Genomic DNA, 26130 nt, shown 5'->3' with positions numbered 1-26130 from the left:
GAAGTCCTGATACGTAGAGTCCACCTGCGTTGATTGCTGAAGCGATTTACTGACGCAAAAGCTCCGCTACCTGAGGTGCAAAGTAGGTTAAAATGGCATCGGAACCAGCGCGACGGAATGAAGTCATAACTTCAAGAATCGCACGATTTTCATCCAAAGCTCCAGCGGCCGCGGCCGCTTTAATCATGGCATATTCTCCGCTGACATTATAAGCCGCGACGGGAACATCAGAAATACGCTTTAAGCGAGCGATGACATCAAGATAAGGTAACCCAGGTTTTACCATGATCATGTCCGCACCTTCAGATAAATCTAACTTGGCTTCGCGCACGGCCTCTTTGATATTGCGAGGGTCCATTTGGTAAGTTTTTTTATCGCCGAACTTAGGAGCCGACTGAAGAGCATCCCGAAAAGGTCCATAAAAGGAAGATGCGTATTTAGCCGTGTAGGCTAAAATGTTTGTTTCTGTGTAACCTGTTTGATCGAGTTTTTTTCGAATCGCACCAATGCGCCCATCCATCATGTCGGATGGAGCGACCCAGTCCGTTCCCCATTCCGCCTGTTTCAAAGACATCTCGGCAAGAATCTCAACAGACTCGTCATTGAGAATGCGGCCGTTTTCAACGATGCCATCATGTCCATCAGAAGAAAAAGGATCTAAAGCCACATCGGTGATAAGGCAAATATCTGCGTGGTCATCTTTCAGACGCTTAATTGTATTCGGTAGCAAACCATTATCATTTAGGGCTTCTGTACCGCGGGAGTTTTTTTTGTCTTCTGAAATTTGCGGAAAAAGAGCAAAATGAGTAAGTCCAAGCTTCTTCCACTGAGCTACTTTTTTAGATAGTAAATCGGGGCTCCAGCGCGACTGACCTGCTAATGTTTTAATCGGTGATTCTACATTGCTGCCTTCGCAGACAAAAACCGGATAAATAAGGTGTTGTGGAAGAAGGTGTGTTTCCGCTGTAAGGTCGCGAATTTGTTGGTTTTTTCTGTTTCGTCTTGGTCTTTGAGTCAGTTTCATAAAGAACTCCACTTTTAAAGTTATTTTTTCAATTTCATGACAAAGATGTGACACTTTAATGAAAGCTACATGATAATGTCGATCCTATGTCTGATCTTGTTATAGTACATCGTTCTCATAAAATGTCTCGTCCGGCTGCTTATAGCTTTCAGGGCGTGGATGTTTCACAAGATCCATCTTTTTTAATGTGGGAAACTTGTCGACGTCAAATTTTCTTTTCAGAAGAAATCTATGGTCGTGATTTTTCTTTGTCGGAAACAGATGAGCTTTATCAGGGTTTAGATGCCGAAGAGTTTTTAATTGAAGTTCTTTGCGGTTTAAAAAGTCCGTTGGTTGGCGAAACAGAAGTCTTTGGTCAGTTTAAAAACTGGTGGCAAAACCTTGAGGACCAAGATTTTAAAAATAAATTTTCTCCGCGCATTCAACATATTTACTCTGTTGTAAAAAAAGTCAGAGACGAAGCTCTATGCGGAATGGGATCTCAAAGCTACGGATCGCTTTTAAGAAAAAAACTAACTGATCGTGCGTTGGCTAAAGTTCAAACAGAGCCTGTGGTTATTGATTTTATCGGAGCAGGGCAGTTAGTTGAAGAGATGATCCCTTGGATTCAAAAAAAATACTCTTACCGCATTTGGTGTCGTGACGTTGAAAAGGTAAAACAGAAATCTTTTGGTGCACAGGCTCTTGAAGTGCTTCCGATGGATTCTGCTACACCACTTTCATCAGTGGTGGTAGTGGCAGCACCATTAACCCACAGCTCATTGCAAAAGTGGATGGGCGCACAGCCAACGAATGCCCAGCTTGCAGTTTATGATTTCCGCCATGACTCAATGGCTTTTATCCCTTCGGTACAGATTGCACATTATTCTCATTTAGATCATTTCGCCACGGAAGTCGAAAGCCAACGTCAGGAAATTCAAAACCACATCAGTCGAGCCTACACTCGAATTGAGAACTGGAAGGCTGAAGAAAACGCGCGAGCACAGATTCGTCCTTTTGGTTGGGATGATCTGTAGTTCTTATGAAAACAAAACTTAGAATATCGGCTCGACAAAGCGAATTGGCACGCTACCAAGCGTATCAAGTCGGCGAAGCTCTGCAAAAGGCAAACCCTCAATTAGAAGTAGAGTACCTGTTTCGCGAATCCCTCGGAGATAAAAACTTACAGAACCCACTTTGGAAGATGCCAGAAAAAGGAGTTTTCACTGAGGACTTCTATTTAGACTTGGTTGAAGAAAAAACTGAAATGGTAGTTCACTCGTGGAAGGATTTACCGACACAGGAAAAACCTGATACCTACATTGCGGCCACTTTGCCACGGGCTGATCAACGGGATTTTTTATTATTCAAAAAATCATCGCGCCAGAAAAAAAATCTAAAATTTTTCTCGTCGTCCCCAAGACGTATTCATAATCTGAAAGATTTTTTTTCGTGGGCGTTGCCATCTAACGTAGAAAAATTAGAGTTTGAAAGTGTACGTGGGAACATTCCGACACGTGTTCGTAAATGGTTAGCAGATGACAGTATAGACGGACTGGTTTTGGCGAAAGCGGCCTTAGATCGTCTTTTGGATGGAGACAAGTTCCCTGAAACACGCGATTTTTTGCGCGAAACCCTCAATACGTCTGATTGGATGGTTCTGCCTTTAAGTTACGATCCAAATGCTGCCGCACAAGGGGCATTAGCCGTCGAAATTAAACAGGGGCGTTCGGATGTGGCTGATCTTCTTAAGACGATCAATTGCGAAGCCACTTTTTCCGCTGTCGAAAAAGAACGTCAAATTCTTCAAGCTTTTGGTGGTGGATGTCACTTGGCTTTAGGTATGAGCTATCTGAAGCGCTCGTATGGCGATGTGAAAATTGTCCGAGGCTTAACTCCTGATGGGCAAAGTATCTTTGAAAAAGTTTTAGTTACTGACAAAGCATTGCCTGCGAATGTTCAACGAACACGTTTAGAATTTCAAGCTGAGCGAAAAGAACGTCCTACACCCGATGTGCAACATTTGGATGCGCTCTATGTCGCGAAAGCGGATGCGTGGACCTTAAATCATGAATTTAAAGGTATTGTCTGGACCGCTGGTTGCGAGACGTGGAAAAAGTTGGCCGCTCGTGGCGTATGGGTTCATGGTAGCAGTGAGTCCTTAGGGGAAGTGGAAGATTTACGAATTGAACATTTCTTTGTTGAACCTCTGAAGTGGGGACGCTTAAGTCATTCCCTTTCACAGGCGGGTTATGGCGATAAGCAGACAATTGCAGCTTATGATCTGTCGCTAAGTCTGATTTCGCAGAACATCAAGACTGAAAACACAGCATTTATCTGGACGAGTCCGCAAGAGTTTGATTTAGCTGTATCTCAGGTTCCCGATATTCAGAAAGCCTTTCATATCTGCGGTCCGGGGCGAACTTATGAAGTTCTACGCCAGCGCTTGGGGTCAGATGAAAGACTGTTTGTCGAATTATTGAATTAAAAATCTACTGGAGAAAAAAGTGAATTCAAAAGAGTACTTCGAACGATCTAAAAAAGTGGCCCCAGGGGGAGTGCATTCACCTGTACGTAGTTTTGCAGGAATGGGACGTGAACCTGTTTTCTTTAAATCTGCTCAAGGGCCTTATTTGTGGAGCGTTGAAGGCAAGAAGTACATCGACTTCTGTCAAAGCTTTGGTCCACTTGTTTTAGGTCATCGTGATGCAGAAGTGGAAGCCGAAGTGCGCGAGATGATCGGCACCGCGTGGAGCTTCGGAGCCTGTGAACCTTACAGCTTGGAATTAGCTGAGTGGATCACTTCACGTATTCCTTGGGTTGAAAAACTGCGTTTTGTGTCTTCGGGCACAGAGGCGGTTATGAGCGCTCTACGCGTGGCGCGTGCGGTTACGGGTAAAGAAAAAATATTAAAATTCGAAGGTTGTTATCATGGTCATGCGGATTCCTTACTGGTTAAAGCAGGAAGTGGTCTTGCCGGCATAGCCGCGTCTTCAAGTGCTGGAATTTCGGCCCGTATGGCTGAAAGCACAGTCGTGTGCCCTCTAGACGATGAAACGCTTTTGGAAGAGGTATTTACTCTTCATGGTAAAGATTTAGCTGCAGTGATTATTGAACCGTTGCCAGCTAATTACGGATTATTAATTCAAAGAAAAGAATTTTTGCAAAAAGTGGCGGATTTAGCCAAACAACACCAAGTCCTTTTAATTTTCGATGAAGTGATTTCGGGCTTCCGTATGGCTTTAGGTGGTATGGCACAGATCCTAGGGATTCAGCCAGATCTTGTGACCTATGGAAAAGTTATCGGTGGGGGATTCCCTGTTGGATGTTACGGTGGAAAAAAAGAATACATGGATTTAGTTGCTCCCAATGGGCCTGTGTATCAAGCCGGAACTTTAAGTGCCAACCCTGTGGGAATGAGAGCTGGTCTTAGAACATTACAAAAAATGGAACGCGAACAGGGTTGGACTCAGCTAGATAAAAAAGGTGAGTTTTTTGAAAAGCAGTTAACAGATGCCATGGCAGAAAAAAACTTACAGTTTATTCGTCAGGGAAGCTTGTTCTGGTTCCATCAAAAAACAGAGACTCCACTACGCCGTGTAGACCAGATTCCCGCAACTCAAAAAGAAAGCTTTAACAAAGTCTTCTTGCAGGGATTAGAGCGTGGAGTTTATTTGGCTCCTAATGCTTACGAAGTTGGATTTTTATCTTTGGCACATACAGATGAAATTTTAACTGAAGCGGCGACAATTCTTACTGATGTAATTAAAGGATTATAGTCATGATAGAGAAAGCTGTACGAATCGAAAGATGGAAACTCGGGCTTTCTTTATTTTGGTTTATTTTTACATTCTCTTTAGTTGTTTGGTGGTGGATGTTTTCACTGGAACAACTCGAACTGATGACCAGTGTTTTGAATCAGCATAAATTTGAAAGCCTACAAAGAATGTTAATATGGGAAGGTGCTGTTTTGGTTTCAGCAGTTTTCTGTGGTGGCTTCATGCTAGTGATGTTCACGTATAAAGAAAAAAGCCGTAATCAAAAACTACGTAATTTCTTTTCAAATTTTGCACATGATTTAAAAACCTCATTAACAAGACTAAGACTTCGTACTGAAGTGATGGCTGAAAAAGCGGAAAGCCCCGAGTTTCAAAAGCTTTTAGAGGAAGTCAGTCGTTTAGACTTACAATTAGAAAATTCGCTATGGGTAGCGCGTGAGGGATCACAAAAACTATTAACCCAAGAAATCAAGTTGAGTTCAGTGATTGGCTTTTTGCGCGTGGAATGGCCTGATTTAGAAATTAAACTACATCAAGATGCTGTTGTGGTTGCGGATGGACAGGCGCTAAAGAGTATTTTTAGAAATCTATTCCAAAATGCGTGGTTACATGGCAAAGCGAATCGTGTCGATATCAGCCCACGTTTAGATAAAAATAATTGGCACATTGAAATTTCAGACAATGGACAGGGCTACAAAGGCGATCATCGTCAGTTAGGCTCACGTCTTCTTAAGGCTCGTAGCGAACAGGGCAATGGACTTGGTCTTTATTTAACAAAAGATCTGATAGAGCGAATGCGCGGTCAAATTTTGTTTAGAAAAAGTGATCAGGGCTTTAAGGTTGACGTCGTGTTGCCAGCATCTTCTTCACAGCAGGGGAAGAAAAATGCGTAAGAAAATCCTTTTAGTCGAAGATGAACTAACACTAGGTGATATCTTAAAAGAGCGCCTGCAAATTGAGTATGATGTGGACTGGGTTAAAACACAGTCTTCTGCTTTTGAGGCTTTGAAAAAAAACACATACGACCTATTGATTTTAGATGTGGGCTTACCAGATGGTAATGGTTTTAACATTGCTGAAAATTTGAAGAATATTTCATCAGGAAACCCACATTTTATATTTTTAACGGCACAGGGTGACCCAGAAACTCGTCTGCGAGGTTACGAAGCGGGAGCCGAAGAGTTTATTCCGAAGCCATTTCATTTAAAAGAAGTCATGATTCGTGTGAAACATGTGCTGGATGCTCACGTGAGCACAGCACAAAAAATTGATTTAGAGCATTGTTCCATTGATTTGCAGGGATATTCGGTACACTTGAAAAACGGCCATATCGAGTATCCACCAGTGAAAGATATGATGATTTTGAAACTTTTGGTTGAACAGGCCCCGCGAGTCGTCAGTCGTGATGAAATCATCAATAAAGTATGGGGACAGGATAAAGATTTAAGTCCACGCACAATAGACAATGCCATAGCCAGATTACGCAATACGATTTCAGATGCGGATGAAAAGTTAATTCGCTCTGTACGAGGGGTCGGCTATCAGTGGGTTATTGCTGGGACATAACCTGTGTATAAAGCATTGAAGTGAGTTTTTTAATAGAGGAGACAGCAACATGAGTCAGTTATTTCTAGATACATTAGCAGGTAAGACTGTAAAGACTCCACCAGTTTGGATGATGAGACAGGCTGGACGTTATCACCAACACTACCAAGCGTTGAAAGCCAAACATACGTTCATGGAGCTTTGTATGGTTCCGGAATTAGCAGCAGAAGTGGCAATGGGACCTATTCAAGATTTTGATTTTGATGCGGCGATTTTATTCAGTGACTTATTATTTCCATTAAAAGCATTTGGGCAAGGTTTAGATTATACGGATCAAGGACCTCAATTAGGTTTTCATTTAACGATCGAAAATATTTCGAAGCTTAAACCTTGGAAAGAAGCATTGCCAGAAATGGAATTTCAAAAGAAAGCGATGTCACTGACACGTGAAAGATTAGACAAAAATAAAGGCCTAATTGGCTTTGTTGGCGGCCCATGGACTCTGTTTGTTTATGCAGTTGAGGGAACCCATGCTGGTTCATTAATTAAAGCGAAAACGGCGATCCCCAATTTATGGTCCAAGTTTACTGAGATGATGACGCCATTTTTGATTGAAAATATACGTCTGCAATTTGAAGGTGGTGCCGATGTGGTGATGTTGTTTGATACGGCAGCCGGAGAGTTATCACCTCGTCTGTACAATGAGATCATTGTTCCTGAACTAGCTAAATTAGCACAGGCTTTCCCTCAGCGTTTGGGATATTACTCTAAGGGAACTACAGCAGACCATTTTACTTCGGAAGCCTTTCAAAAAATTCCATTTGCGGGAAGAGGCTTTGATCACCGATGGAATTTACCACAAATCTTAAAAAATAATCGTTCTGGATTTGTACAAGGGAATTTTGACCAATCTTTACTTCACTTAGAAACTTCTGAATTTAAAAAAGAATTAGATAGTTACTTGCGTACTTATCAAGATCTAACAGTGGAAGAGCGTAAGGGATGGGTATGCGGGCTAGGTCATGGAGTTTTGCCTAAAACACCAGAAGCTAATGTTAGACTATTTGTAGACACAGTAAGGAAGACGTTATCGTGAATCATCTGTTTGCTAAATACGATATACCAGCTCCAAGATACACCTCGTATCCGACAGTTCCCTATTGGGAAGAAGCACCCAGTACAGATTTGTGGATTGAGCATTTGAAACAGACGCTTTCGGATTCGCAGAGTTCATGGGCGATGTACATGCATGTTCCGTATTGCGAGTCTCTTTGTACATTTTGTGGGTGTAATACAATCATTACAAAAGATCATCGTCGCGAAGAACCCTATGCTGAGTTGATCTTAAAAGAGTGGCAAACCTATTTGTCTCAGGTGCCAGCATTAGGTCAAAAGGCACTTAAGCATTTGCACATTGGTGGTGGAACTCCGACATTTTTGTCTCCTGAGAACTTAGTGAAATTACTTAAACCTATACTCAGTCAAGTTAAGTTAGCTGATAATTTTGAAGGCTCTATTGAGGTGGACCCTCGTCGTACAACGACAGAGCAGCTTATCGTTTTAAAAGAGTTGGGGTTTGATCGAGTCAGCCTTGGTGTGCAAGATTTCAATCCAGAAGTGCAAAGATTAGTAAACCGCATTCAACCTTACGAGATCACAGAAAAAATCACATCAGAAGCTCGTCGCCTAGGATATCGTTCTGTAAATTTTGATCTTATCTACGGATTAGCCAAGCAGACACCTGAAACGATGCTTGATACAGTTCAGAAAACGGTACAGTTACGCCCAGATAGAATTGCTTTATATAGTTTTGCTTTAGTTCCTTGGATTAAACCCGCTCAAAGACTATTTAAAGATGAAGACTTACCAACGGGTAAAGCTAAACGTGATCTTTATGAGTTAGCTCGTCGCGAGCTGATAGCAGCAGGTTATGTTGAAGTGGGTATGGATCACTTTGCATTACCGACAGATTCATTAAGTCAGGCCTTGTTACAGAAAAAACTGCACCGCAATTTTATGGGGTATACAGATCAGAAAACGGATCTTTTACTTGGCCTCGGCGTCAGCAGTATTAGTGAAACGCCTTATAGCTTCCATCAAAATGAAAAAGTTTTTGCTACTTACCAACAAAGAGTGGAGCAGCAGGACATTCCAACCCATCGTGGGCATATTCTGAGTGAAGAGGATCGCTCTAGGCGTGTTCAAATTTTGCAATTCATGACTAATGGAACTGTTGAATTGGACCAAGAGCAAAAACAGGCGGCTGAGGATTTTCTAAAAGAAATGATCTTAGATGATTTAGTGCAAATCAATGGATTGCAATTGCAAATGACTGAAAAAGGGAAACCATTCCTTAGAAATGCATGTTTGTTCTTTGATGAAAGATTGAAACGTCAAAAACCACAAACACAGGTGTTTTCTAAATCTTTATGAGCGAAACAAAAGCGCCCCCATCAGTTGCTATTATCGGTTCTGGTTTTTCTGGAATGACTTTAGCGTGGGCGCTCTCGAAGCAAGGGATTTCTTGCGAGATTTTCGAGTCCTCTTCACGCAGTGGGGGCTTGATTTTTACCGATCGAAAAGAGGCCATTTTGGCAGAGAGTGCTGCGAATGCTCTTTTGTCAAACCAGCATGTGGAAACCCTGTTTCAAGATTTAGGTTTAAAACCTCTTGTGGCTGGGTTCCGTTCAAATAAGCGCTGGATTTTCCGTAACAAACCACAACGATTGCCGCTAACACTTTTAGAAATAGTCCAAAGTGCTAGTCGTCTATTAAAAGCTAAGTTGACCAATAAGCTTCATCCATTTGCTGATGAAACTGTGGCTGATTGGGGGATACGCTGTTTTGGTCATAGTTTTACCCAGAACCTTTTAACTCCTGCTTTGCAAGGTATTTACGGAGTGGGAGCTGCGCACTTATCCGCTGATTTAGTTATTGGTGGAGTTTTAAAACCACAAATTAAAATTCCTAAAGGCCAATTGCGCGGCAGTATTTCTTCCGAGAATGGTCTTTATACAGTAATCGAGTCTTTAGAAAAATATTTGAAATTGCAGAGAGTAGTTTTTCACTATCAGCAGCAGGTTGAAATTTCAGATTTACAGAAGAAGTTTGCAGCGGTAGTGGTGGCGACGTCGTATCTAAATTCGTCACAGCTCTTAAAGTCAGTAGCACCACAGTTGTCAGAGTCTTTAGCGCAAGTTCCAGCGGTGGGTTTAGATGTCGTGGTGATGGGCTTTAAAAAAGAAAAACCCCTACAGGGTTTTGGCTGTCTTTTTCCTCGAGAGCAGGGGTTTAATTCCCTCGGGGTATTATTTAACACAGATATTTTTGCGGGGCGGGGTTCTTTACAAAGTGAAAGCTGGATTGTGCCTCATCAGGCATCGCCAGCACTGACCGAGGATGAATTAGTTCAGCATGTTCTTTCAGATCGTAAGCAAATGCTTCAATACCACGATGAACCTGAATTTAAAAAGGTAACACGATGGCCGAAGGCTTTACCACTGTATGGGTTTGAGCTGAAGAAGGTGCTAAATAGTGATCTTTTAAAAAACCGTATGCGTGTATCAGAGGCGAAGTCTCCGGTTTATCTTACTGGAAATTATTTAGGGGCTATTGGCTTAGGAAAAATTTTAGGTCGTAATCTAAAATTAGCTGATGTGATTCGGGAAGAGATTGCAGAATGAAGAAGTATTTAATCTTAAATCAACTGGGGACTCCCGATGAACCAACAGCAGAAGCCGTTGGTGAATATCTTAAAGAGTTTCTGATGGACCCCAACGTGATTACATTACCTCGTCCATTTCGAGATCTCTTAGTGAAGGGCCTGATTGTACCCCGTAGAAAAAGTGCTTCAGCAGCGAAGTATCAGAAAATTTGGATGGACAGCGGGTCGCCCTTAGCCGTGTATACAGAGCGCCTACAAAAAAAACTTCAGCAAGCATTGCCTTCTGACTGGGAGGTTCTTGTCGGGATGAGGTACGGAAGTCCTTCGTTAGCTGATGCTTTTTCGCAGGTGCCTCAAGATGCAGAAAGAATCGTCTATTTGCCTTTATATCCACACCATGCTCGGGCCACTGTGGGAAGTGCCATTGACAGGATGTCAGAGGTGGCTTCGCATTTAAAGGTTCAAGTTCTTCCACCTTTCTATCAACGTGAATGGTATATTGAGGCCTTGTCCCACCAGATTGGTTCCTCTTTGACTTCACAAGATCATCTGTTGCTTTCTTATCACGGGTTACCGAAGTCTCAGGATATGGATAAAGGGATATCTTACCAACAACAGTGTTATCAGACATCAGCAGATGTTCGCCGGAAATTAGGCCTATCTGAATCACAGGTTTCGACAGCTTTTCAAAGCCGCTTAGGACCTAAAAAGTGGTTAGAGCCATCCACGGAAGAGATGATGCTCAGATTGGTAGGGTCAGGCATCCGTCATTTAAAAGTGGCCTGTCCTTCCTTTGTTGCAGACTGTTTAGAAACCCTTGAAGAAATCGGCCTTGAGCTACGTAAAGAATTTTTAGCCCATGGGGGTGAGTCATTTGAACTTATTCCCTGCCTGAATGATTCGGATATGTTGGTGCAAGGATTACGACAAGAGCTTCAAAATTAGTAATTACTAATTACGGAGATGGCTTTGCTTCGGAACGAATTGTACAATCTTTATCTGGTGTGCAGTCCTCAGCTTTAGAGTCTGATTTTTTAGCAGCGGGTTTAGTTATTCCCCAAGCCAGTCCCACTCTTAAATAACTCAGATCTTCGTAGTCTTTTAGGCGAAGAGTTTCGTTGTAGTCGCTATCCATAAAGCGATAACGTCCACGGAACATACTTCCTAAAATAATATTAAGCTTCATGTTGTGTGGAAGATAGAAGCGTGAAGCAATACCTACTGCTGTATGTTCTTGATCAAGATAGCGACCTTGTGGAGCCAATGGATGATCGTCAGGAATGTAGTTTAAAGAGGTGTCGCGTCCTAGAAAAGTACCGAACTCGGCGTATTCATTTAAAAAGTAAGTAATGGCTATGAACGGGAAACCAAAAGCAAAGCGCCATTTACGATCATCGCTGGCATAGCTGTAGCTTCCTGTGGGAAAGATATGACGGCGTTTTGATTTGTCTAAGACAACAAAACCCAAAGACCACGTGGCATCATCAGCCTCTGAACGACGACTGTAGGCTACAAAGATATTATTAAAGTACGAGTCGTTACGTAGTCGTGGCTCATGCTCTAAGGCGGCGAAAGTCATAGGTAGGCCAAAGGACATACTGGCTCCCTCTGCTAGAGGAGCAACCAACATAGGTGAGTAGCGGTACTGCGAAAATCTAATTTGATCTAATGGCAAATTACGAACTTCGTTGAGCTCCCACTGGTGACCAGAAAACGAATTGATCCACAGGATGTTGCCAAATTTAACTGGTGGGATAAGGCCAAAACCAAAATCGAGCCCACGCACATCGCTGTCTCCAACCACAATGTTGTCGATATACAGGGGATCGCGGCGCATTTGTGCAGAGGCCACATGAGTTGTAGCAATCCATATTACAAAAGACGCCAGTAATAAGTTTAAACTCATGTTAGGGAAGGCTGTAGTTTTTGGTAAATCAAATCAGGAGTCAGTACTTTTAGGCACTGGTTATCACTGCATGGTGTTTTACGATGATTATAAGCACTCACACACGGAGAGCATGCAAAGCCAGCGTATAGAGGCGTCGTATTACCTAAAGAGCCATAAAGTGCAGGGGTCTCTGGCCCAAAAAACACAAACGATTTAATAGGTGTCACACTTGAAAAGTGTCCAGGCCCTGAGTCATTGGTGATCAGTACTCGGGATAAGGTGTAAAGAGCGGTGAGTTCATTGAATGCCACTTTGCCTGCAAAATTATGGCAGCGCTTACTTTGAACAGCATCTTCTATGGTTTGAATTTCAGGACGTTCTTGCGGCGATCCTGTCATCAAAACGATATAGTCAGGATGTTGAGCTAATACAAGGCGAATCAATTCAGTGTAGTTATTTAAAGGCCACTTACGCTGTGGTAAAAACTCACTGGCATTTGGGTTCACTAGTAAGATTTTTTGCTCAGGAGTGTATTCAGGATAAAGTTCGCGAATAGCTTTCTGAACTCGTTCTATCTTGTCCTGAGGCACAGGCACTTGGCGAATTTTAATTTCGTCGTCACTAATGGCTGTTTTTAAATAGGGAACTTGTGGTTCTTGCGTAAAGGAAGCATCCACCAAAGCGACAAAGTTTTTAGCGATGTGAATATGCGGATTATAACTGACTTTGCGATTAAGGAAGTCTCCGCGGTAAAGTCCTTCACCATGATAATTATGAAAACCAGTTTTAATTGGGCTACGAGTTAAGAACGACAGTAAAGCTGTAGCTCTTGAAAAAAGCTCAAGGTCAATAGTGACATCGATCTTATTTTTTTCACACCAAAAGAAAAGACGGATAGAGTCGGCAATAATACGAAACAAAGAAGAGTCTTCAATAGTGAAGATATTCTTTTCATCGACAGATTTTAGAAAGTCTAAGCTAGCTTTATTGCGCTTGAAAATAACGAAAAAGATTTCAGCCTGATACTTGTTCTTTGCCCGTTGCATACACGGGTCAGCTAAAATAGCACTGCCCATTTCTGAAAGTTCAATAAAAAGTACTTTTTTTGGAACAGGGGAACTTAATTTTCTAATAGGAAAAAGAAATTTAAACAGGGTGATCAAAAAGGTCAGAGGGATTCCGACCCCATAATCGATCTTTCGCATCGTTTCGATCTTCATGGTGAACCTTGCCGTCGTTAATGTAAATTCAATCTATTTATAACCTAAGAAGTTTGCACAATGATAGTACAAAAACTCATTAACGGGTACATTTTTCAGAACGGATGTCTTCTGACCAACTAGAGTCAACTCACTGCAATTTAAATGGGATGTGTGCTCGTCTTTTTTGCGAGATTCAATGACTACAATTAAGTCATAATTAAGTGGTGCTTCGGGCATCCAAATATCAAATTGGTCTTGTCGGCTATCAATAACAAAAACAGGTGTATCGGTTTTGTTGTAATACATGGCGCGACTTCCCAGTGTCCAATTCATGACGGCGAGGCCTTTTTTCTCTGCAGAGATTTCATTTAGTTTTTCAGAGGCACCACTCATAATTTCTTCCCAGCCATAGATGCCTTCGTAAGCACCAGCCATCCATTTAGCAGGAAGAAGTTTAAATCCAAGCTCGAACAATAAAGCTAAAGTTAGCACAGCCGAAAAAGAAGCTCCTAGAATATTCAGCTTTTTCCAGCGGTCATTTTGTGCGATCAAACTGTAGGCCACAGGGATCATTAAAATAAAGTAGATGAGCATCCAGTGAGGTAAAAGGACTTCTGCCAAAGAAACATAAATAAAGAACCCCAAGAAAACTGATGCAAAAATCAAACTTGTTTGCAGCTGCGGATATTGTTTGAATTTTCTTAATAAAATGACGTGAAGGATTAAGGCTGCCCAAAATGGTCCAATACCCCAGCTGACCATTTGAACAGCTACTGAGCTAGCGAAGTTGGAAAGCATTTGAGTATCTATTTTTAAAACATGATCTGCTTGATACTGGAAGCTGGCAAAATCATTTTGGATATTCCAATAAAGAATAGGAGCAATTAGAACAAATGAAATCAGAACTCCAATCCAGAGGCGATAATTCAGTAGTTCTTTGAGTTTTTTGTTGTAAGCAAAAGTCAAAACTAAAGCCAAGATATATACAACCGAGGTGTATTTTGCTAATCCGGCAAGCCCTAACCACAACCCCAGTAAACACCAATTCTTAAGGTTGGTCGCACGTAAAATATTCTCTGTGCTTGTAATGATTAAAAAGGTTAGCGGCATTAAAAGAGTATCTGGCAGTAAAGCAATCGACATGGCGTTAAACATCGGTGTGAGGTTGAGAGCCAATACAGATAAAGCAGCTAAGTGACGTGGAATGTTTTTAGATAAAAGATAATCCAATGCCAGTTTGGAGGTCAGAATAGCAATCAGAATGGCAGCTAGGCGAACCTGCACCAGTGGATTAATTGGTAACAACTGAAATAAGGCCTGCGTCCATCCTACGAGTGGGGGATGGTCGAAGTAGCTCCAATCTAAATATTGTCCGTAAAGTGCATAGTGGGCTTCGTCAACACCAAGACCAAACTGACTGGCAACGCGTAATCTCAGCAGAGTGATAAGGAATAGGCCAAGCCAAAAGAACCAGTTTTGTTTCAGTGCAGAAGAAAAGCTCATTTCTTAAGAAGACCTACTGCTGTTTCAGTAAGTAGTCTGCGATTCCTGTGTAAAAGCGTTTTTGTTCTTTTTGAATGTAGCTAGGGTTACGAATACCTAACAGTAAGAAGGCATGGCTATCGAGGACTTGTTCCCAGTGATCTAATGAAAGAGGGTAGTTGGGGTGACGTAGTTGCACCGCTGATTTCCCTTGAGTTGTCATAATATGGCCAAGCCCCATAGATGAGCTATAGCTGACGATTCCGTCAGAATCACCATTTGTAAAATGACTGCTAATGCGCATAGGTGCTGAGATATAGCGTGCATTCCAAATATCAAGGGACTTCTTTTGGAAGCCTCCGAAAGCTAGAATTTTGGTCTCGGGTTGGATGCGAACAGAGCTAATGAACGCTTTAACTCCTTGAGGAGTGAGTTGTTTTAAGCTGTCGAGGTGAGCCAGCTCAGTTAAAGCTCTGAAGAGCGTCGAGTCTTCAAGCCATTTAGTAACAAAATCGACGCCTTGAAATGGTGTCGAGATAGTCACGATGTTTTTAATAGTGAACTGCTGTCTATTAGCTACATATAACGAGTAAAAACCGCCAGCACTGTGGCTTACTAAATTGAAAGAGACTCGTTTGTTTTCAGCTTTTTCAACTTGAGCTAAGAATTTTTCCAGTCGTGAACCATTATCTTCAATAGTCCCAACGGGATTAAAGCCAGTTGGAATGTAAACCTTAAAACCCTTATTTTTAAACGAACTGATAATTTCGTTAGAAAAGTACTCAGGAGCTAAAGAGTTGAAAAAACCAGGCACGAGGACAACTACATCTTGAGCTTTAGCTGCTAGAGCCGTGCAAAGGAACCCTAAAATAAATACAAACTTAAGAAAGAAAGACTTCATATCCCCTCCATAGTAGCTTTTATCCAAGCTCTATATATCCACAGCGCCTCACCTAGCACTGTCCATCACTAGTTTGAATACTCTAGATAGAGACGACAGGCCTTGCAACAAAGGAAGTCGCTAAAATTTAAATTTTTTACACGTTAAACAATTAAAACTGGTTTGACATATTGCGACATGAGGTCAAATAGAGTATAAAGGGTCTTCTTTTCAAAACGGGGGAGATTATATGTCCACGACTGATATTACGGCAGCGATCAATAAAAATGTAGACGAAAAAGAGTTTAAAAAAATCGAGCGTGAAATTGACACGGATAATGACGATTTAGACTCTGATGATGAATCAAGTGAGTCTTTAAGAGCACGTGAAGAGGCTGAAGCCGCTTTAGAGCTGGAAAAGTTAGCTCAAGCTGGTGGGTTCAATTTCGATGAAGAAAACGATTTTGATTTTGATGCTGTAGATAATATTTTAGATTTGAATGAGGCTTCATTTCCTCAATTTACATTAGCTAAAAACAAAGCTCGCTTTTTACGTATGGTTTCTTGGTATCGTCAAAAAGAAGAGTGGATTGAAGTAGCTCCAGTAAGTGGAGTAACGAAATTATTCAAACAACAATCTAAAGAGCTAGAAGGTATCCGCGCTAGCAAAATGGATTACGAGATGGAGCTTGAAACAGGTACTTTGACTCCGTCTCAAAGATCTTATCGTCGTGATGAGTTGAAAATGTGTAAGGTTCAAGAAAAAATGGCCGTACACTTAATTTCAAAACTACAAGTTAAGATTAAATCTGGCAGAAGATAGTTTTTAGTAAAACAACATAGACTTGCTTATTGAAATGAGCGCATAATTTTTTATGCGCTCATTTTTTTTGTTCTTCATCTTATTTCTTACAGCAAATCTTCATGCGGAAGAGCTGCCGACATTTAAAGAAAAAAATATTGATCGAGTATGGGGTCGACTGACAGATCAGACCTCATTGAGTGTATTGGTTATGGGGACCTTCGCGTCTGTAGCCACAGAACCACAAGATAATCGCTATCGTGAAGAGTGGAAGCAACATCAGAAGATGCCACGTTCTGTGTCAGCTCTTGGAGATTTAGTTTTAGGAAGTGGTGCCGCTGGTGCTACGATTATCGGTCTACAGTATTTCTTTGATGATAACTCTGAAAATTGGCAAAGCCATGTGCGCGCCCTTGCATGGCAAACGACAACAACGACACTGATGAAGTACTCATTTGGTCGACCACGGCCAGGGAATAAAAATCGCTATGAGTCTTTTCCCTCTGGGCATACGGCGACAGCTTTCGCTACGGCGACCAGTGTCTCTTATGCTTATGGGTGGAAGGCAGCCGTTATAGCTTATCCTTTAGCGGTGGGAGTGGGGTTATCCCGCATGGCGGATGATATGCATTGGGCTAGCGATGTGGTAGCAGGGGCCTTTATTGGTTTTCTAATGGGACGCGCGGCCTACGAACCGAGCGAAGCTACCATAAGCAGTAGTCGTAGTTACGGAAGGCTGACTCCCGTCCTAAGTCAAGGGTATCAGGGCTTAAACTACGTATATTCGTTTTAGACGTATCAATATAAGACGTATCAACAAAATTCTATAAAAATAAATTATTTTGCAAACTGGCCCTCATCTTTTCTGGTTATCAAACCGATACATTCATTGTGAGTCACTTGATTCATTTTAAATATTGAGGAGGAGGCCATATGGCTCGTTCGTTTGTCTACATCGTAAGTGAAAACCCTGAGGTTGCAGAAAAAGTGAAAAAATCATGTGAAGGTCAGGATGTGAGTTTTTATACTTACTCGGGCCAGCAGTGGAGAGAGGGATTAGATAACCCATTTTTCCGTTCGCAATTAGTTAATGGCGTACCATCATTATCTACTGGTACAAATCCTGTGACGGTAGAAACTGCCGGCAGTAACGTTGTGGCTTTCCCAACTCCTCAAACAGAGACGGTTAAAGTACAAAAAATGGAAGATATCGAGGCTAAGGCTATCGAAGCTGCTATCACGCAGTATAAAGGTAACCTAACTGAAGCTGCAAAAGCTCTAGGTATTGGCCGCGCGACTCTTTACAGAAAAGTTAAACAGTATCACATCGACCCCTCCCAAGCACGTCGACGCAAAGTGGTTGCAGCTTAATCGCTTAGATCATTTAGCAGTTTAAGATGCGGCCCGCTGTTTGTCGGGCCGTTTCTTTTTGTATCAACTGAAGAAATGCGACTCGTATTTTGAATTGAGATAAGGTAGAATGATTGTATGAATCAAAGAAAAAAGATCGGTCTGACATTGTTTATGGTGGTAGCGGGTGCTGTTGCTGTGAACGAATTAGTGATCCAAAACTCTTCTCAAGAACAAAATCGTGGCGTTGCTAATGTTGGTGAACGATTTCAGCCAGAACAAATCAAATGGGAGCAAGAGTTAGCAAAAACAGTGGCTCAAGACCCATCTGGAAAAATTCTTATTGGTAAAAAACCAAACTTACAGGAAAAGCTGCTTTTCGGAGCCCTAGAAGGTAAGTACGAAGCCAGCGTGGTGAATGGTAAGTTGCTTAAAATTGCACTTTTACCAAATCAAACTCCAGTGACTCTAAAAACAGATCAGTTGATCAAACAACATGGTTCTGTATTCAAAGATGCTCAGTCGTATGAAGTTGTAAATTCAGATGCTCAGCACGAAAATATTTTACTCAAAAATAGCCAAGGCCAAGAGATTGGCAAAGTCAGCATCGAGCGTAACGACCAAGGTCGCGTGCTCAATATCGAGATTCAGTAAAAAATAAAAATAATAGTAGTGAAACTGTTTTATCGCCGCATTCATTGTGCCGATAAAACAGTATGGTATTTCCTGATTTTTCTTCTGAACAAGGCACTCCACGTAAAGTTAAATTTGCTCCAGCACATTTGATGGATCGATTTTTTTCATTTGTTATTGATTACTTGGTGTTATCACCTTTTGTGTTATTTTTTCTGTATCTGACATTTCGAAATGGTTTTGATTTTTGGAGATCCCATCCCTTAGCACCGGAAAACTTTCTATTTTTTATTTTGGCATCGTTTGTCTATGTCATCTATTTCAGCGTGCTACAGAGTTTATTCGTGGCGGTGGCCAAGGCGACTCCGGGACAATTCTTTTTGAAAATTCAGTTCGACTTTGGCGAATCAGACAGTTTCATATTCTTTCGGATTCTTTTAAGGCAAATAGGTTTCTGGTTCAGCTTTTTGTTTCTGGCTATACCATTCTTGTCTGTCATGACAAATAGATCTAGAAGAACTTTTTATGATCGCATTGCTGATGTCACTGTGGTGAGTCGTAAAGACAGTGAAGTCCATTTGGGTTTTGAAAAAGAATACCGCTATTGGCAGTCATTCACCGTGACGTTGAGTTTGTTTGTGGGTTTTCTGTTTTCGGCCATGATCTGGCAGAATTACGAAAAAATAGTAGATCGAAACCTAAGTTTCAACGCCTTTAAAGAGCAGTCTTTCTTTTGTGAAGCTATGGCAGATGTTCCTGCTACAGAAAGATTACCTGTAGCGATCGCGATGAATATCGTTAACCAATTGTCAGACGAGTGCCTAGACAGGGAGTCTGATTTTGTCCTTTGGAGGCAGAAAAAAGGTGATACGAGTTTGGCGTATTATGCAAAATCTTTGACGGCCGTCGATGATGCGAAAGAGCTGTTATATAAGAACCAAGCGTGTGTGAACGAGTCTGAAGAGGACTATGATAAACTGTCTTTAGGTTGTCGGGTCGCCAGAGCTTTTCAATATGACGAGACCGAAAAGCTCTACAGTAGCCTTGTAGGAAAGGATATCTTATCTGATGTCTTACGCTATGAAGTGGGGATTCTTTTAGATAAAGATACGGAGTTAGCAGAAAACTTCAAACACGTGGCCCGTCATCAACATATCAAACAGGTGAGGAAGTATCAAATTTCTGAACTGTTATGGCAGATGAGTTCACAGCAACAGCCACGTCGTGTCCCTGCGAGCTTTTCATCTGAAGATAAAGTCGAAGATATTATTAATACAGAAAGTGCAAACCAAAAAATATTAGATCTACTGGAGAGTATGTGATTTTTCCAGGTGATTTTAAAGAGCTTAATTTAAAGAAACCGGAATGGAGCCTTTCATGGGCCGTTTTGATTTTAAATATAACTCTTTATGTTGTGACTGCGATTATTTATGATTCTTGGCCGGCACGAGATACTTTACAGATACTCAATGATGAAAAATTTAAAAACTCTGTTGCCGAGATGTATGTTCAAACCTTAGATCCTGTAGAAGTCAAAAATCTAAAGGGCAGTGCTGCGCAAATTTATTTTTCAGCTCTTAAAGACGAACGTTTTTGGAAGCGAGTAGAAACGTATCCGTTTACAGGAGACCAAGTTCAGATCGCAGAAAATCGCGAAGTTATTTCCGGATTTTATAAAAGCTATTTGAATTCAGTTCAGTATCAATTTGGTTTAAGTTCTTTCGAGTTATCGCCATGGTCTTGGGTGACCTATCAGTTTATTCATGGGTCCTTTATGCATTTGTTAGGTAATATGCTCGTGATCTTTATGTTATTGCGATACCTTGAAAAGCGTGTCAGTGAAACATGGTTGATGACGGTGTATCTATTCTCAGGATTCGCTGGAGGCGTGGCCTTTTTGCTTGTTGATAAAACAGGTGGCATGGCTGTTGTCGGCGCGAGTGCAGCCGCCAGTGGACTTATGAGTTTCTTACTGGCGACTAATGGAAACCGATTGATGCCGTGGGGTTATTTGATTGCTCCGGTCAAAAATGGTTATGGGCAAATTTATTTACCGGTATTTTTTCTGTTTCCCGTTTTTCTAATCTCGGACTTTGTGACTCTTTTGTGGGAACCCACTGGAGTAGCCGCCAACGTGGCCGTTTCAGCACACGTTGGTGGGGCATTGATGGGATTTGCCTTGGGAACCTTTTACTTATTCTTCAGGAGCAAAGCCGCGTCTCATCGTGTTCTCAGTTACAACGATGGGCTCCATGAACTGTCTTAAATAGTCTGGTCCACCTGTTTTTGATCCGATGCCTGACATTTTAAAACCACCAAAGGGATGGCGTTCCACCATAGCACCTGTGATACCGCGGTTGATGTACATGTTACCAACTTCTAATTCTTTTTTTACTTTTTCAATATTAGCAGGTGAACGTGAAAACAACCCGCCTGTTAAAGCATACTCAGTAGAATTCGCAATTTCGATAGCATGATCTAAGTCGCGTGCTTTGACTAAAGCCATGATAGGACCAAAAAATTCATTTTGAGCGACATCGTCATTAGCCTGAACATTTCCTAAAATTGTGATCGGGGCATAGTATCCTCCGACAGGAGATTCGCCTTTGAAAAGGACTGTGTATTTCTGCTCAGCTTGTTGGATAGTATTCATCAAACGCGTGTAAGCCTCTTCGTCTACAACAGGTCCAAGATAAGCATCAGGATTTTCACTAGAGGCAATTTTAATTGAGCGTGCAGCTTCAACAAGGCGTTCAGTGAATTTTTCATAAACTTCATCTAATACAATCACGCGTGAAGCGGCTGAGCATTTTTGTCCTGAAAACCCAAAAGCTGAGTAAAGAACCGCATCAACGGCTTCATCTAGATCGGCATCGTTATCGATGATTAGGGCATTTTTTCCACCCATTTCGATAATGCAGCGTTTGACGTGTTGCTGTCCGGCTTTCACCTCAGCGGCATTTTTCAGGATCATAAGACCTACAGCTTTAGAACCTGTGAATGCAATTGTTGTCGTTAATGGATGTTTAACAAGGTAGTCACCAACTTCTTCACCATATCCAGGTAAAAACTCAACTACAGACGTCGGTAATCCGGCTTCTTTTAGAATATCAAAAAGACCTTGAGCGACTAATGAACTTTGTTCTGCAGGCTTCATCACCACTGTGTTTCCAGTGACAATCGCGGCTGTCACTTGTCCAGCAAGGATCGCCAGTGGGAAGTTCCATGGAGCAATCACGGTGACGACACCACGAGGTTTGTAAATGTATTGGCTGATTTCACCAGGGGCGTGTCCTACGCGTAATGGGTGAGCGAGTTCACGCATGTGGCGTGCGTAGTAACGTAAAAAGTCAATAGCTTCACAGATATCACCATCAGCTTCAGCCCACGGTTTTCCAACTTCTAAAACTTGCGTGGCCATTAACTGATAGCGTTTTTTCAGCATCAGATCTGCAGCTTTATCCAAAATAGCCGCGCGTTCAGTGGCACTGACTTTCTTCCAAGAAGCGTAAGCTTTGTGTGCAGCCTGAATTGCTTTTTCAGCCATAGCGTTATCTGCCATTTGAACTTCAGCAACAGTTTGTGAAATCAAAGATGGATTTTTACGCTGATAGATTTTTTCAGTTGTTAAGGCCTGCCCAGCAACAACAGGTAAAACCTTTACTGGTAACTGGCGGCGCAGTTGATCTAAAGCCGCTAAAGTTTGCTGACGAACTTCAGCCACGGCAAAATCCAATAGGGCTTCGTTATAAAACAAACCTTCTTTTTTTACTGGCAGTGGGGACGTTGGTGTTAAACCCACTGACGGATCTTTTAGAAGTTCCGCAGGTGTTTTGTCTTCAGCAAACTTGCCACGCAGCCATGATTCATTAGATGTATTTTCAAGAAGACGACGAACAAGGTAGGCCATTCCTGGAATCAATTCCCCGACCGGAGCATACTCACGCACGCGGTAGCCCATGTCAGCGAATGTTTTTTTAATCGGCTCAGCCATTCCATAAAGCATTTGGATTTCAAAAGCATTTTTAGGAAGACCTAGTTGCTCAGCTTTAACTAAAGCCGCTGATAAGCTACGTACGTTGTGTGACGCCAGTGCTACGCGGATGTGTTTATAATTTTCTAATAAGTAACTGGCACAAACTTCATAGTTCGCATCACTTTCAGCCTTGATGGTGTAGACGGGAATTGGCCAATCTTTTTGTTTGGCTTCGATGGTTTCAGAATCCCAGTAAGCACCTTTAACAAGACGTATAGTGAATGGAACTCCGCGCTCACGGGCGAATTCTGTCAGGTCTTTAATATCTTGGAAAGAGTCACGCAAGTAAGCCTGAACCACACAACCGAAGAAACGATACGAACGTAATTCCGGTTCGTTAATTAATTCTTTGAAGACTTCTACAGTGAGGTGTTTAACTCCATAGTGCTCCATATCCAAATTGATAAAGACTCCTAGGTCCATACCTTTTTTAAAGACAGGGCGTAGACGATCTTTCAGGATAGTTTTAGTTTCATTCCATGCTTTGTCATTGATCTGAGAATACAGAGCTGACATTTTTACAGAGACATTCACTTTTGGAATAGATCCATCCGCATCGCGATCTAATTGTGGAATCTCATTCCATGTCGCCGCGTCTTTTGCGAGCCATTCGATCAGTTCTAAATAACGGCGTTGGTAATCCATCGCCTCTTTTTCAGAAAGAGTCGCTTCACCTAAGATATCAACTGTGAAAGTTAAATTATTTTTACGAGCTTTCTTCAGAACAGTTAGCGCGTCCTGTGGATTTTCTCCGGTGATGAACATCTTTGCCATTGAGGTGACGTTTTTTTTGATCGCACCAGCCATCAAGCCTGGGGCCAATGAACCTAAACCCAGTCCGACATTGAAGACAGCTGGCAATTCAGTTTTGCCACCTTCCGAGAAGTATTCTTTTAAGTGCTTAGCGACATCGTCACCAGAATTTAAAGCAGGTAATACGTCCACAAAGCGAAACATATTCGTTTTGAACTTATCGTTTTTCATGCTCCATTCCATGATAGAGCCGTACCAGAAATCTTTAGAGAACAAAGAAGCCTTAGATTGAGATTCAATTTTTTTAAGAATCTCTTCGCCTAATGATAAAATTTTGCTTTGCGTGTCCTGCATGAACATCCCCCAAAATATGATTGTGATTTCGGGGTGAATCTTGCTCTAAATGACGTCCCAATGGCAAGTTAAAATCTCGCGGTCCTCACTCTGTAAAATGGCATCCAAACTGTCGCCACTACGTAGGGCTCCAACACCTTCAGGGGTGCCCGTTAAAAGGATGTCGTGTGCAGTGATAGGGAAGTGGTTTTTCGCGTATTCTAGCAGTTCCTGCGGCTTAAAAATCATATCTTGGCTTTGGCCTCTTTGAACGGAACGTTTGTTTATAAAAAGCTCAAAATTCAAGCTGTCGAGGGACTCAATCTCTTGTAGGTTTACCCACGGGGCAATGGGGCAGGAACCTTTGAAAGATTTAGCCAGTGTCCATGGAAGGCCTTTGGCTTTTGCCTGATTTTGGGCATCACGTGCGGTCAAATCTAAGGCTAAAGTAAAATGGCTGTAGCTGAGGTTTTCATCAAGCCACAGTGCCAGTTCCAGTTCATAGTGGACTTCAGCGGACCATGTCGGTAAGTGAATCACAGAGTTTGTTTCTAAACAGTTCCCAGATTTCAAAAAGAAAACTGGCGTCGTCGGAATCTCGTTATTGAGTTCACGGGCATGATTGGCATAGTTGCGTCCGACGGCCCAAATATTACGTGAGATATTATTTGAATTCTGTGAGCTCATTTTGCAGTTCCTTTGCGTACAAATTTCCAAAGATCATCCTGTATATCAAAAACAACATACTGAGTGGGGTGCCAGTGCGAAAACTCAAATGTGTTCAAATCCCGATCACAGTTGATCAAGGACATGGCCTCTTCGATCCAATCGTAATGTGTGCACATAAATATAACCGCATTTTTGTCTGTGGTCGCGCTGACCTCATCGAGCCATTTCTGAATGCGTTGACGGAATTCCTGCAGGCTTTCACTGTGAGAGTGTTGATCAAGCTCTGGACATACTTGTAGGTTAAGATGATGCATTTTGCTCAGAGGGTAGAGTGTCTGCGATGTGCGGCGTTTTGGGGACACATAAAGCAGGGTTGGGATTGGCAGGCGAGACAGCGTCACTTCATCCATCAGGCGAGCCGCTTGTTCGAACCCCTGTAGGCTCAACTCTGGATCTTCAAAAGGCATAATACCCTTGTGGGCGTGTCGAAACAGGACGCACTTCATAGTGTCTCAGCTTAGCTTATTTGTTGAGTCAACCCAAGCGATTTGATAAGTTGTGCTATGGCTAAAGTTCAACGTTTCGTATCGCATGATTTTACACTCCGTATCGCATCTGTAGATGCCACTGATGTCGTGGCCGAGATGCAAAAACTCCATAACGCATTTCCTGTTGCTGCATCAGGTGTTGGTAAAGCAATGGTGGGTGCTCTTCTTTTGGCAAGTCAGCTAAAGGATAAACAGCAAATTGGATTGTTATTCCGTGGCAGTGGATCTTTAAAAAGTATTTATGCCGAGGCTGATTTTGAAGGGAATATCCGCGCCTATACTCCACATCCTCAATTTGAACCTGAAAGTTATGATGGCGGACTAAAATTATCCGAAGCTTTAGGAAAGGGAACTTTAACAGTGGCTCGTCATGTCCCTTTTCAAAAACAACCCTTTCAAGGGATGGTTGAACTGGTTACGGGTGAAATCGGTGATGATATTGCTCACTATTTGCATCAGTCACATCAGATTCGTTCGATTGTATCTTTGGGGATTTATTTGGATCAACAGGGACAAGTACAAAAAGCCGGTGGATTTATTATTGAAGTGATGCCAGGTGTAGATGAAGCGATGGTGGATCTGTTGCAAAAGAATTCTGAAAAACAGAAGCCAAGTGTATCGTCTGTGCTACGTGATGGGGGAACTCCAGAAGATTTAATCCGTCCTTTCATGGAAGGCATTGATTTCATGCAGTTAGAGCATGAACACGAAATTAAATACTTCTGCCCATGCTCTAAAGAAAGAGTGGCGGAAGCATTAACGATTTTAGGTGAAGAAGATCTGCAAGATATGGTGAATAAAAACGAAGAGCCAGAAGTGACTTGCCAAATGTGTGGTAAACCCTATGTCTTCACCATGGATGAAGTCGTTGAAATTCGTGACCGCGTAAATAAAAAGCCTTTGCACTGAGGATAACCCTTTTGCCGAAAGCAATGGGAATTGTATTTGGGGCGCTGGTGTGCTAGTTTTTCACCGCGCCCACACAATCAAGTGAAACCTACTGTTTAGATTTCAGTTCAGCTTTGCAGATAGCGACTTTTTCTTCGTACTCGTCTTGACGTTTATCAAGAATAGTTTTGTAGCCTTTAAAACGTTTAATACGATCAGCTAAAAACTCTTCAGAAACGCCGACTAATTTTTTCTCTTCGTCGATTCCGATTTTGAATTCTTCTTCTTTTTCAGTGACGCGATCGATAGGTTCTGTCCATTTTAATTTGCCATCGCCACCATTTTTTGGATCAGATAGTTGCAAGCGGCAGTCGCGCAGAACACCATAAAGCCCTAAAGAGCCATACTTGCGATTCCCGTAAACACGGTCTTCAAGTTCATAGACTTCATATTGAAGGCGGCGAAGCTCTTCGTTCATCTGAACTTTCTTTTGTACCACCATCATACCATCTTTTATGCCCAAGCTGGTGTCACCTGTAACCTCAGAAGAGTTTTCCATCTTGGTTTCGATATCGCGAGCTTTGTTCGGATTGCTGCTGCAAGCAGTGAAAAGCATTTCTACACTTAGTAGCAAAGCTGCAAAACCGATATATTGTTTTAATTTCATCTGGCCTC

General features: G+C 42.0%; 25 protein-coding genes. 16 read left to right on the top strand and 9 right to left on the bottom strand.

All coding sequences use genetic code 11. The features are described 5' to 3' along the window. Positions 1 to 46: 46 nt before the first annotated feature. On the bottom strand, positions 47 to 1024 hold the full coding sequence (hemB, locus tag A11Q_RS08420) for a porphobilinogen synthase (protein WP_015470384.1): 978 nt from the start codon (positions 1022 to 1024) through the stop codon (positions 47 to 49). Between the two features lie 86 nt (positions 1025 to 1110). Here hemB and A11Q_RS08415 point away from each other — a divergent pair, with 86 nt between their 5' ends. The 9 genes from A11Q_RS08415 to hemH are packed head-to-tail and all read left to right on the top strand — an operon-like array spanning position 1111 to position 10936. Next, a complete protein-coding gene (locus A11Q_RS08415; protein ID WP_015470383.1) occupies positions 1111 to 2040 on the top strand; it encodes a Rossmann-fold NAD(P)-binding domain-containing protein in 930 nt (309 codons plus the stop codon). Positions 2041 to 2045: 5 nt separating this feature from the next. After that, positions 2046 to 3491 carry a hydroxymethylbilane synthase gene (hemC, locus tag A11Q_RS08410; RefSeq protein ID WP_015470382.1) on the top strand — a complete coding sequence of 482 codons (1446 nt, stop codon included), beginning with the start codon at positions 2046 to 2048 and terminating at the stop codon, positions 3489 to 3491. Between the two features lie 7 nt (positions 3492 to 3498). Further along, the gene (locus A11Q_RS08405) at positions 3499 to 4782 is read left to right on the top strand and encodes a glutamate-1-semialdehyde 2,1-aminomutase (protein WP_200860209.1); all 1284 of its coding nucleotides are present in this window, start codon (positions 3499 to 3501) and stop codon (positions 4780 to 4782) included. 2 nt (positions 4783 to 4784) lie between these two features. After that, complete coding sequence (locus A11Q_RS08400; protein WP_015470380.1) at positions 4785 to 5675, top strand: sensor histidine kinase; 891 nt, start codon at positions 4785 to 4787, stop codon at positions 5673 to 5675. Beyond that, complete coding sequence (locus A11Q_RS08395) at positions 5668 to 6348, top strand: response regulator transcription factor (protein ID WP_015470379.1); 681 nt, start codon at positions 5668 to 5670, stop codon at positions 6346 to 6348. Before A11Q_RS08400 ends, A11Q_RS08395 begins: the two co-directional genes overlap by 8 nt. Before the next feature lie 49 nt (positions 6349 to 6397). Next, positions 6398 to 7423: a uroporphyrinogen decarboxylase family protein gene (locus A11Q_RS08390; RefSeq protein ID WP_015470378.1), complete on the top strand. Its 1026-nt coding sequence runs from the start codon at positions 6398 to 6400 to the stop codon at positions 7421 to 7423. Continuing rightward, positions 7417 to 8760, top strand: a complete 1344-nt coding sequence (hemN, locus tag A11Q_RS08385) for an oxygen-independent coproporphyrinogen III oxidase (protein WP_041575188.1) — start codon at positions 7417 to 7419, stop codon at positions 8758 to 8760. The genes A11Q_RS08390 and hemN overlap by 7 nt, the downstream gene beginning before the upstream one ends. Further along, positions 8757 to 10010, top strand: a complete 1254-nt coding sequence (locus A11Q_RS08380) for a protoporphyrinogen/coproporphyrinogen oxidase (RefSeq protein WP_015470376.1) — start codon at positions 8757 to 8759, stop codon at positions 10008 to 10010. Before hemN ends, A11Q_RS08380 begins: the two co-directional genes overlap by 4 nt. After that, entirely contained in the window at positions 10007 to 10936 is a 930-nt protein-coding gene (hemH, locus tag A11Q_RS08375) for a ferrochelatase (protein ID WP_015470375.1), read from the top strand. The genes A11Q_RS08380 and hemH overlap by 4 nt, the downstream gene beginning before the upstream one ends. A gap of 10 nt (positions 10937 to 10946) precedes the next feature. On the opposite strand, the gene A11Q_RS08370 is transcribed toward hemH, so the two are convergent. From A11Q_RS08370 to A11Q_RS08355, 4 genes are read right to left on the bottom strand one after another with little or no spacing between them, the layout of a single operon-like run. Further along, entirely contained in the window at positions 10947 to 11897 is a 951-nt protein-coding gene (locus A11Q_RS08370; protein ID WP_015470374.1) for a hypothetical protein, read from the bottom strand. Further along, entirely contained in the window at positions 11894 to 13099 is a 1206-nt protein-coding gene (locus A11Q_RS08365) for a glycosyltransferase family 9 protein (RefSeq protein ID WP_015470373.1), read from the bottom strand. Before A11Q_RS08365 ends, A11Q_RS08370 begins: the two co-directional genes overlap by 4 nt. Before the next feature lie 33 nt (positions 13100 to 13132). Further along, positions 13133 to 14584 carry an ArnT family glycosyltransferase gene (locus A11Q_RS08360; RefSeq protein ID WP_015470372.1) on the bottom strand — a complete coding sequence of 484 codons (1452 nt, stop codon included), beginning with the start codon at positions 14582 to 14584 and terminating at the stop codon, positions 13133 to 13135. 13 nt (positions 14585 to 14597) lie between these two features. Beyond that, a complete protein-coding gene (locus A11Q_RS08355; protein ID WP_015470371.1) occupies positions 14598 to 15464 on the bottom strand; it encodes a lipase family alpha/beta hydrolase in 867 nt (288 codons plus the stop codon). 229 nt (positions 15465 to 15693) lie between these two features. Between A11Q_RS08355 and A11Q_RS08350 the strand changes: the two genes are divergently transcribed. The 6 genes from A11Q_RS08350 (at position 15694) to A11Q_RS08325 (ending at position 20494) form a co-directional block, all read left to right on the top strand. Next, positions 15694 to 16266 carry a hypothetical protein gene (locus tag A11Q_RS08350; RefSeq protein WP_015470370.1) on the top strand — a complete coding sequence of 191 codons (573 nt, stop codon included), beginning with the start codon at positions 15694 to 15696 and terminating at the stop codon, positions 16264 to 16266. Positions 16267 to 16318: 52 nt separating this feature from the next. Continuing rightward, positions 16319 to 17038: a phosphatase PAP2 family protein gene (locus tag A11Q_RS13565; protein WP_015470369.1), complete on the top strand. Its 720-nt coding sequence runs from the start codon at positions 16319 to 16321 to the stop codon at positions 17036 to 17038. A gap of 140 nt (positions 17039 to 17178) precedes the next feature. Further along, positions 17179 to 17616 carry a helix-turn-helix domain-containing protein gene (locus A11Q_RS08340; protein WP_015470368.1) on the top strand — a complete coding sequence of 146 codons (438 nt, stop codon included), beginning with the start codon at positions 17179 to 17181 and terminating at the stop codon, positions 17614 to 17616. Positions 17617 to 17733: 117 nt separating this feature from the next. Then, a complete protein-coding gene (locus tag A11Q_RS08335; RefSeq protein WP_015470367.1) occupies positions 17734 to 18249 on the top strand; it encodes a hypothetical protein in 516 nt (171 codons plus the stop codon). Positions 18250 to 18311: 62 nt separating this feature from the next. Then, on the top strand, positions 18312 to 19550 hold the full coding sequence (locus A11Q_RS08330) for an RDD family protein (RefSeq protein ID WP_015470366.1): 1239 nt from the start codon (positions 18312 to 18314) through the stop codon (positions 19548 to 19550). After that, a complete protein-coding gene (locus A11Q_RS08325) occupies positions 19547 to 20494 on the top strand; it encodes a rhomboid family intramembrane serine protease (RefSeq protein ID WP_015470365.1) in 948 nt (315 codons plus the stop codon). The genes A11Q_RS08330 and A11Q_RS08325 overlap by 4 nt, the downstream gene beginning before the upstream one ends. On the opposite strand, the gene A11Q_RS08320 is transcribed toward A11Q_RS08325, so the two are convergent. The 3 genes from A11Q_RS08320 to A11Q_RS08310 are packed head-to-tail and all read right to left on the bottom strand — an operon-like array spanning position 20423 to position 24525. Then, positions 20423 to 23371: a proline dehydrogenase family protein gene (locus A11Q_RS08320; RefSeq protein ID WP_015470364.1), complete on the bottom strand. Its 2949-nt coding sequence runs from the start codon at positions 23369 to 23371 to the stop codon at positions 20423 to 20425. The two genes, A11Q_RS08325 and A11Q_RS08320, sit on opposite strands and share 72 nt — an antisense overlap. Positions 23372 to 23416: 45 nt before the next feature. After that, positions 23417 to 24037, bottom strand: a complete 621-nt coding sequence (locus A11Q_RS08315) for a fumarylacetoacetate hydrolase family protein (protein ID WP_015470363.1) — start codon at positions 24035 to 24037, stop codon at positions 23417 to 23419. Continuing rightward, positions 24034 to 24525: a histidine phosphatase family protein gene (locus A11Q_RS08310; RefSeq protein WP_015470362.1), complete on the bottom strand. Its 492-nt coding sequence runs from the start codon at positions 24523 to 24525 to the stop codon at positions 24034 to 24036. The genes A11Q_RS08315 and A11Q_RS08310 overlap by 4 nt, the downstream gene beginning before the upstream one ends. A gap of 57 nt (positions 24526 to 24582) precedes the next feature. Here A11Q_RS08310 and A11Q_RS08305 point away from each other — a divergent pair, with 57 nt between their 5' ends. Next, positions 24583 to 25476 carry an Hsp33 family molecular chaperone HslO gene (locus A11Q_RS08305; protein ID WP_015470361.1) on the top strand — a complete coding sequence of 298 codons (894 nt, stop codon included), beginning with the start codon at positions 24583 to 24585 and terminating at the stop codon, positions 25474 to 25476. Between the two features lie 88 nt (positions 25477 to 25564). Here A11Q_RS08305 and A11Q_RS08300 read toward each other — a convergent pair whose 3' ends face one another. Further along, positions 25565 to 26122, bottom strand: a complete 558-nt coding sequence (locus tag A11Q_RS08300) for a hypothetical protein (RefSeq protein ID WP_015470360.1) — start codon at positions 26120 to 26122, stop codon at positions 25565 to 25567. Positions 26123 to 26130 lie beyond the last annotated feature (8 nt).

The sequence above is a fragment of the Pseudobdellovibrio exovorus JSS genome, assembly GCF_000348725.1.
Classification (GTDB): Bacteria; Bdellovibrionota; Bdellovibrionia; order Bdellovibrionales; family Bdellovibrionaceae; genus Pseudobdellovibrio; species Pseudobdellovibrio exovorus.
The sequence above is the reverse complement of the archived record's forward strand: the minus strand, read 5'-3'. Positions and strand labels throughout refer to the sequence as shown.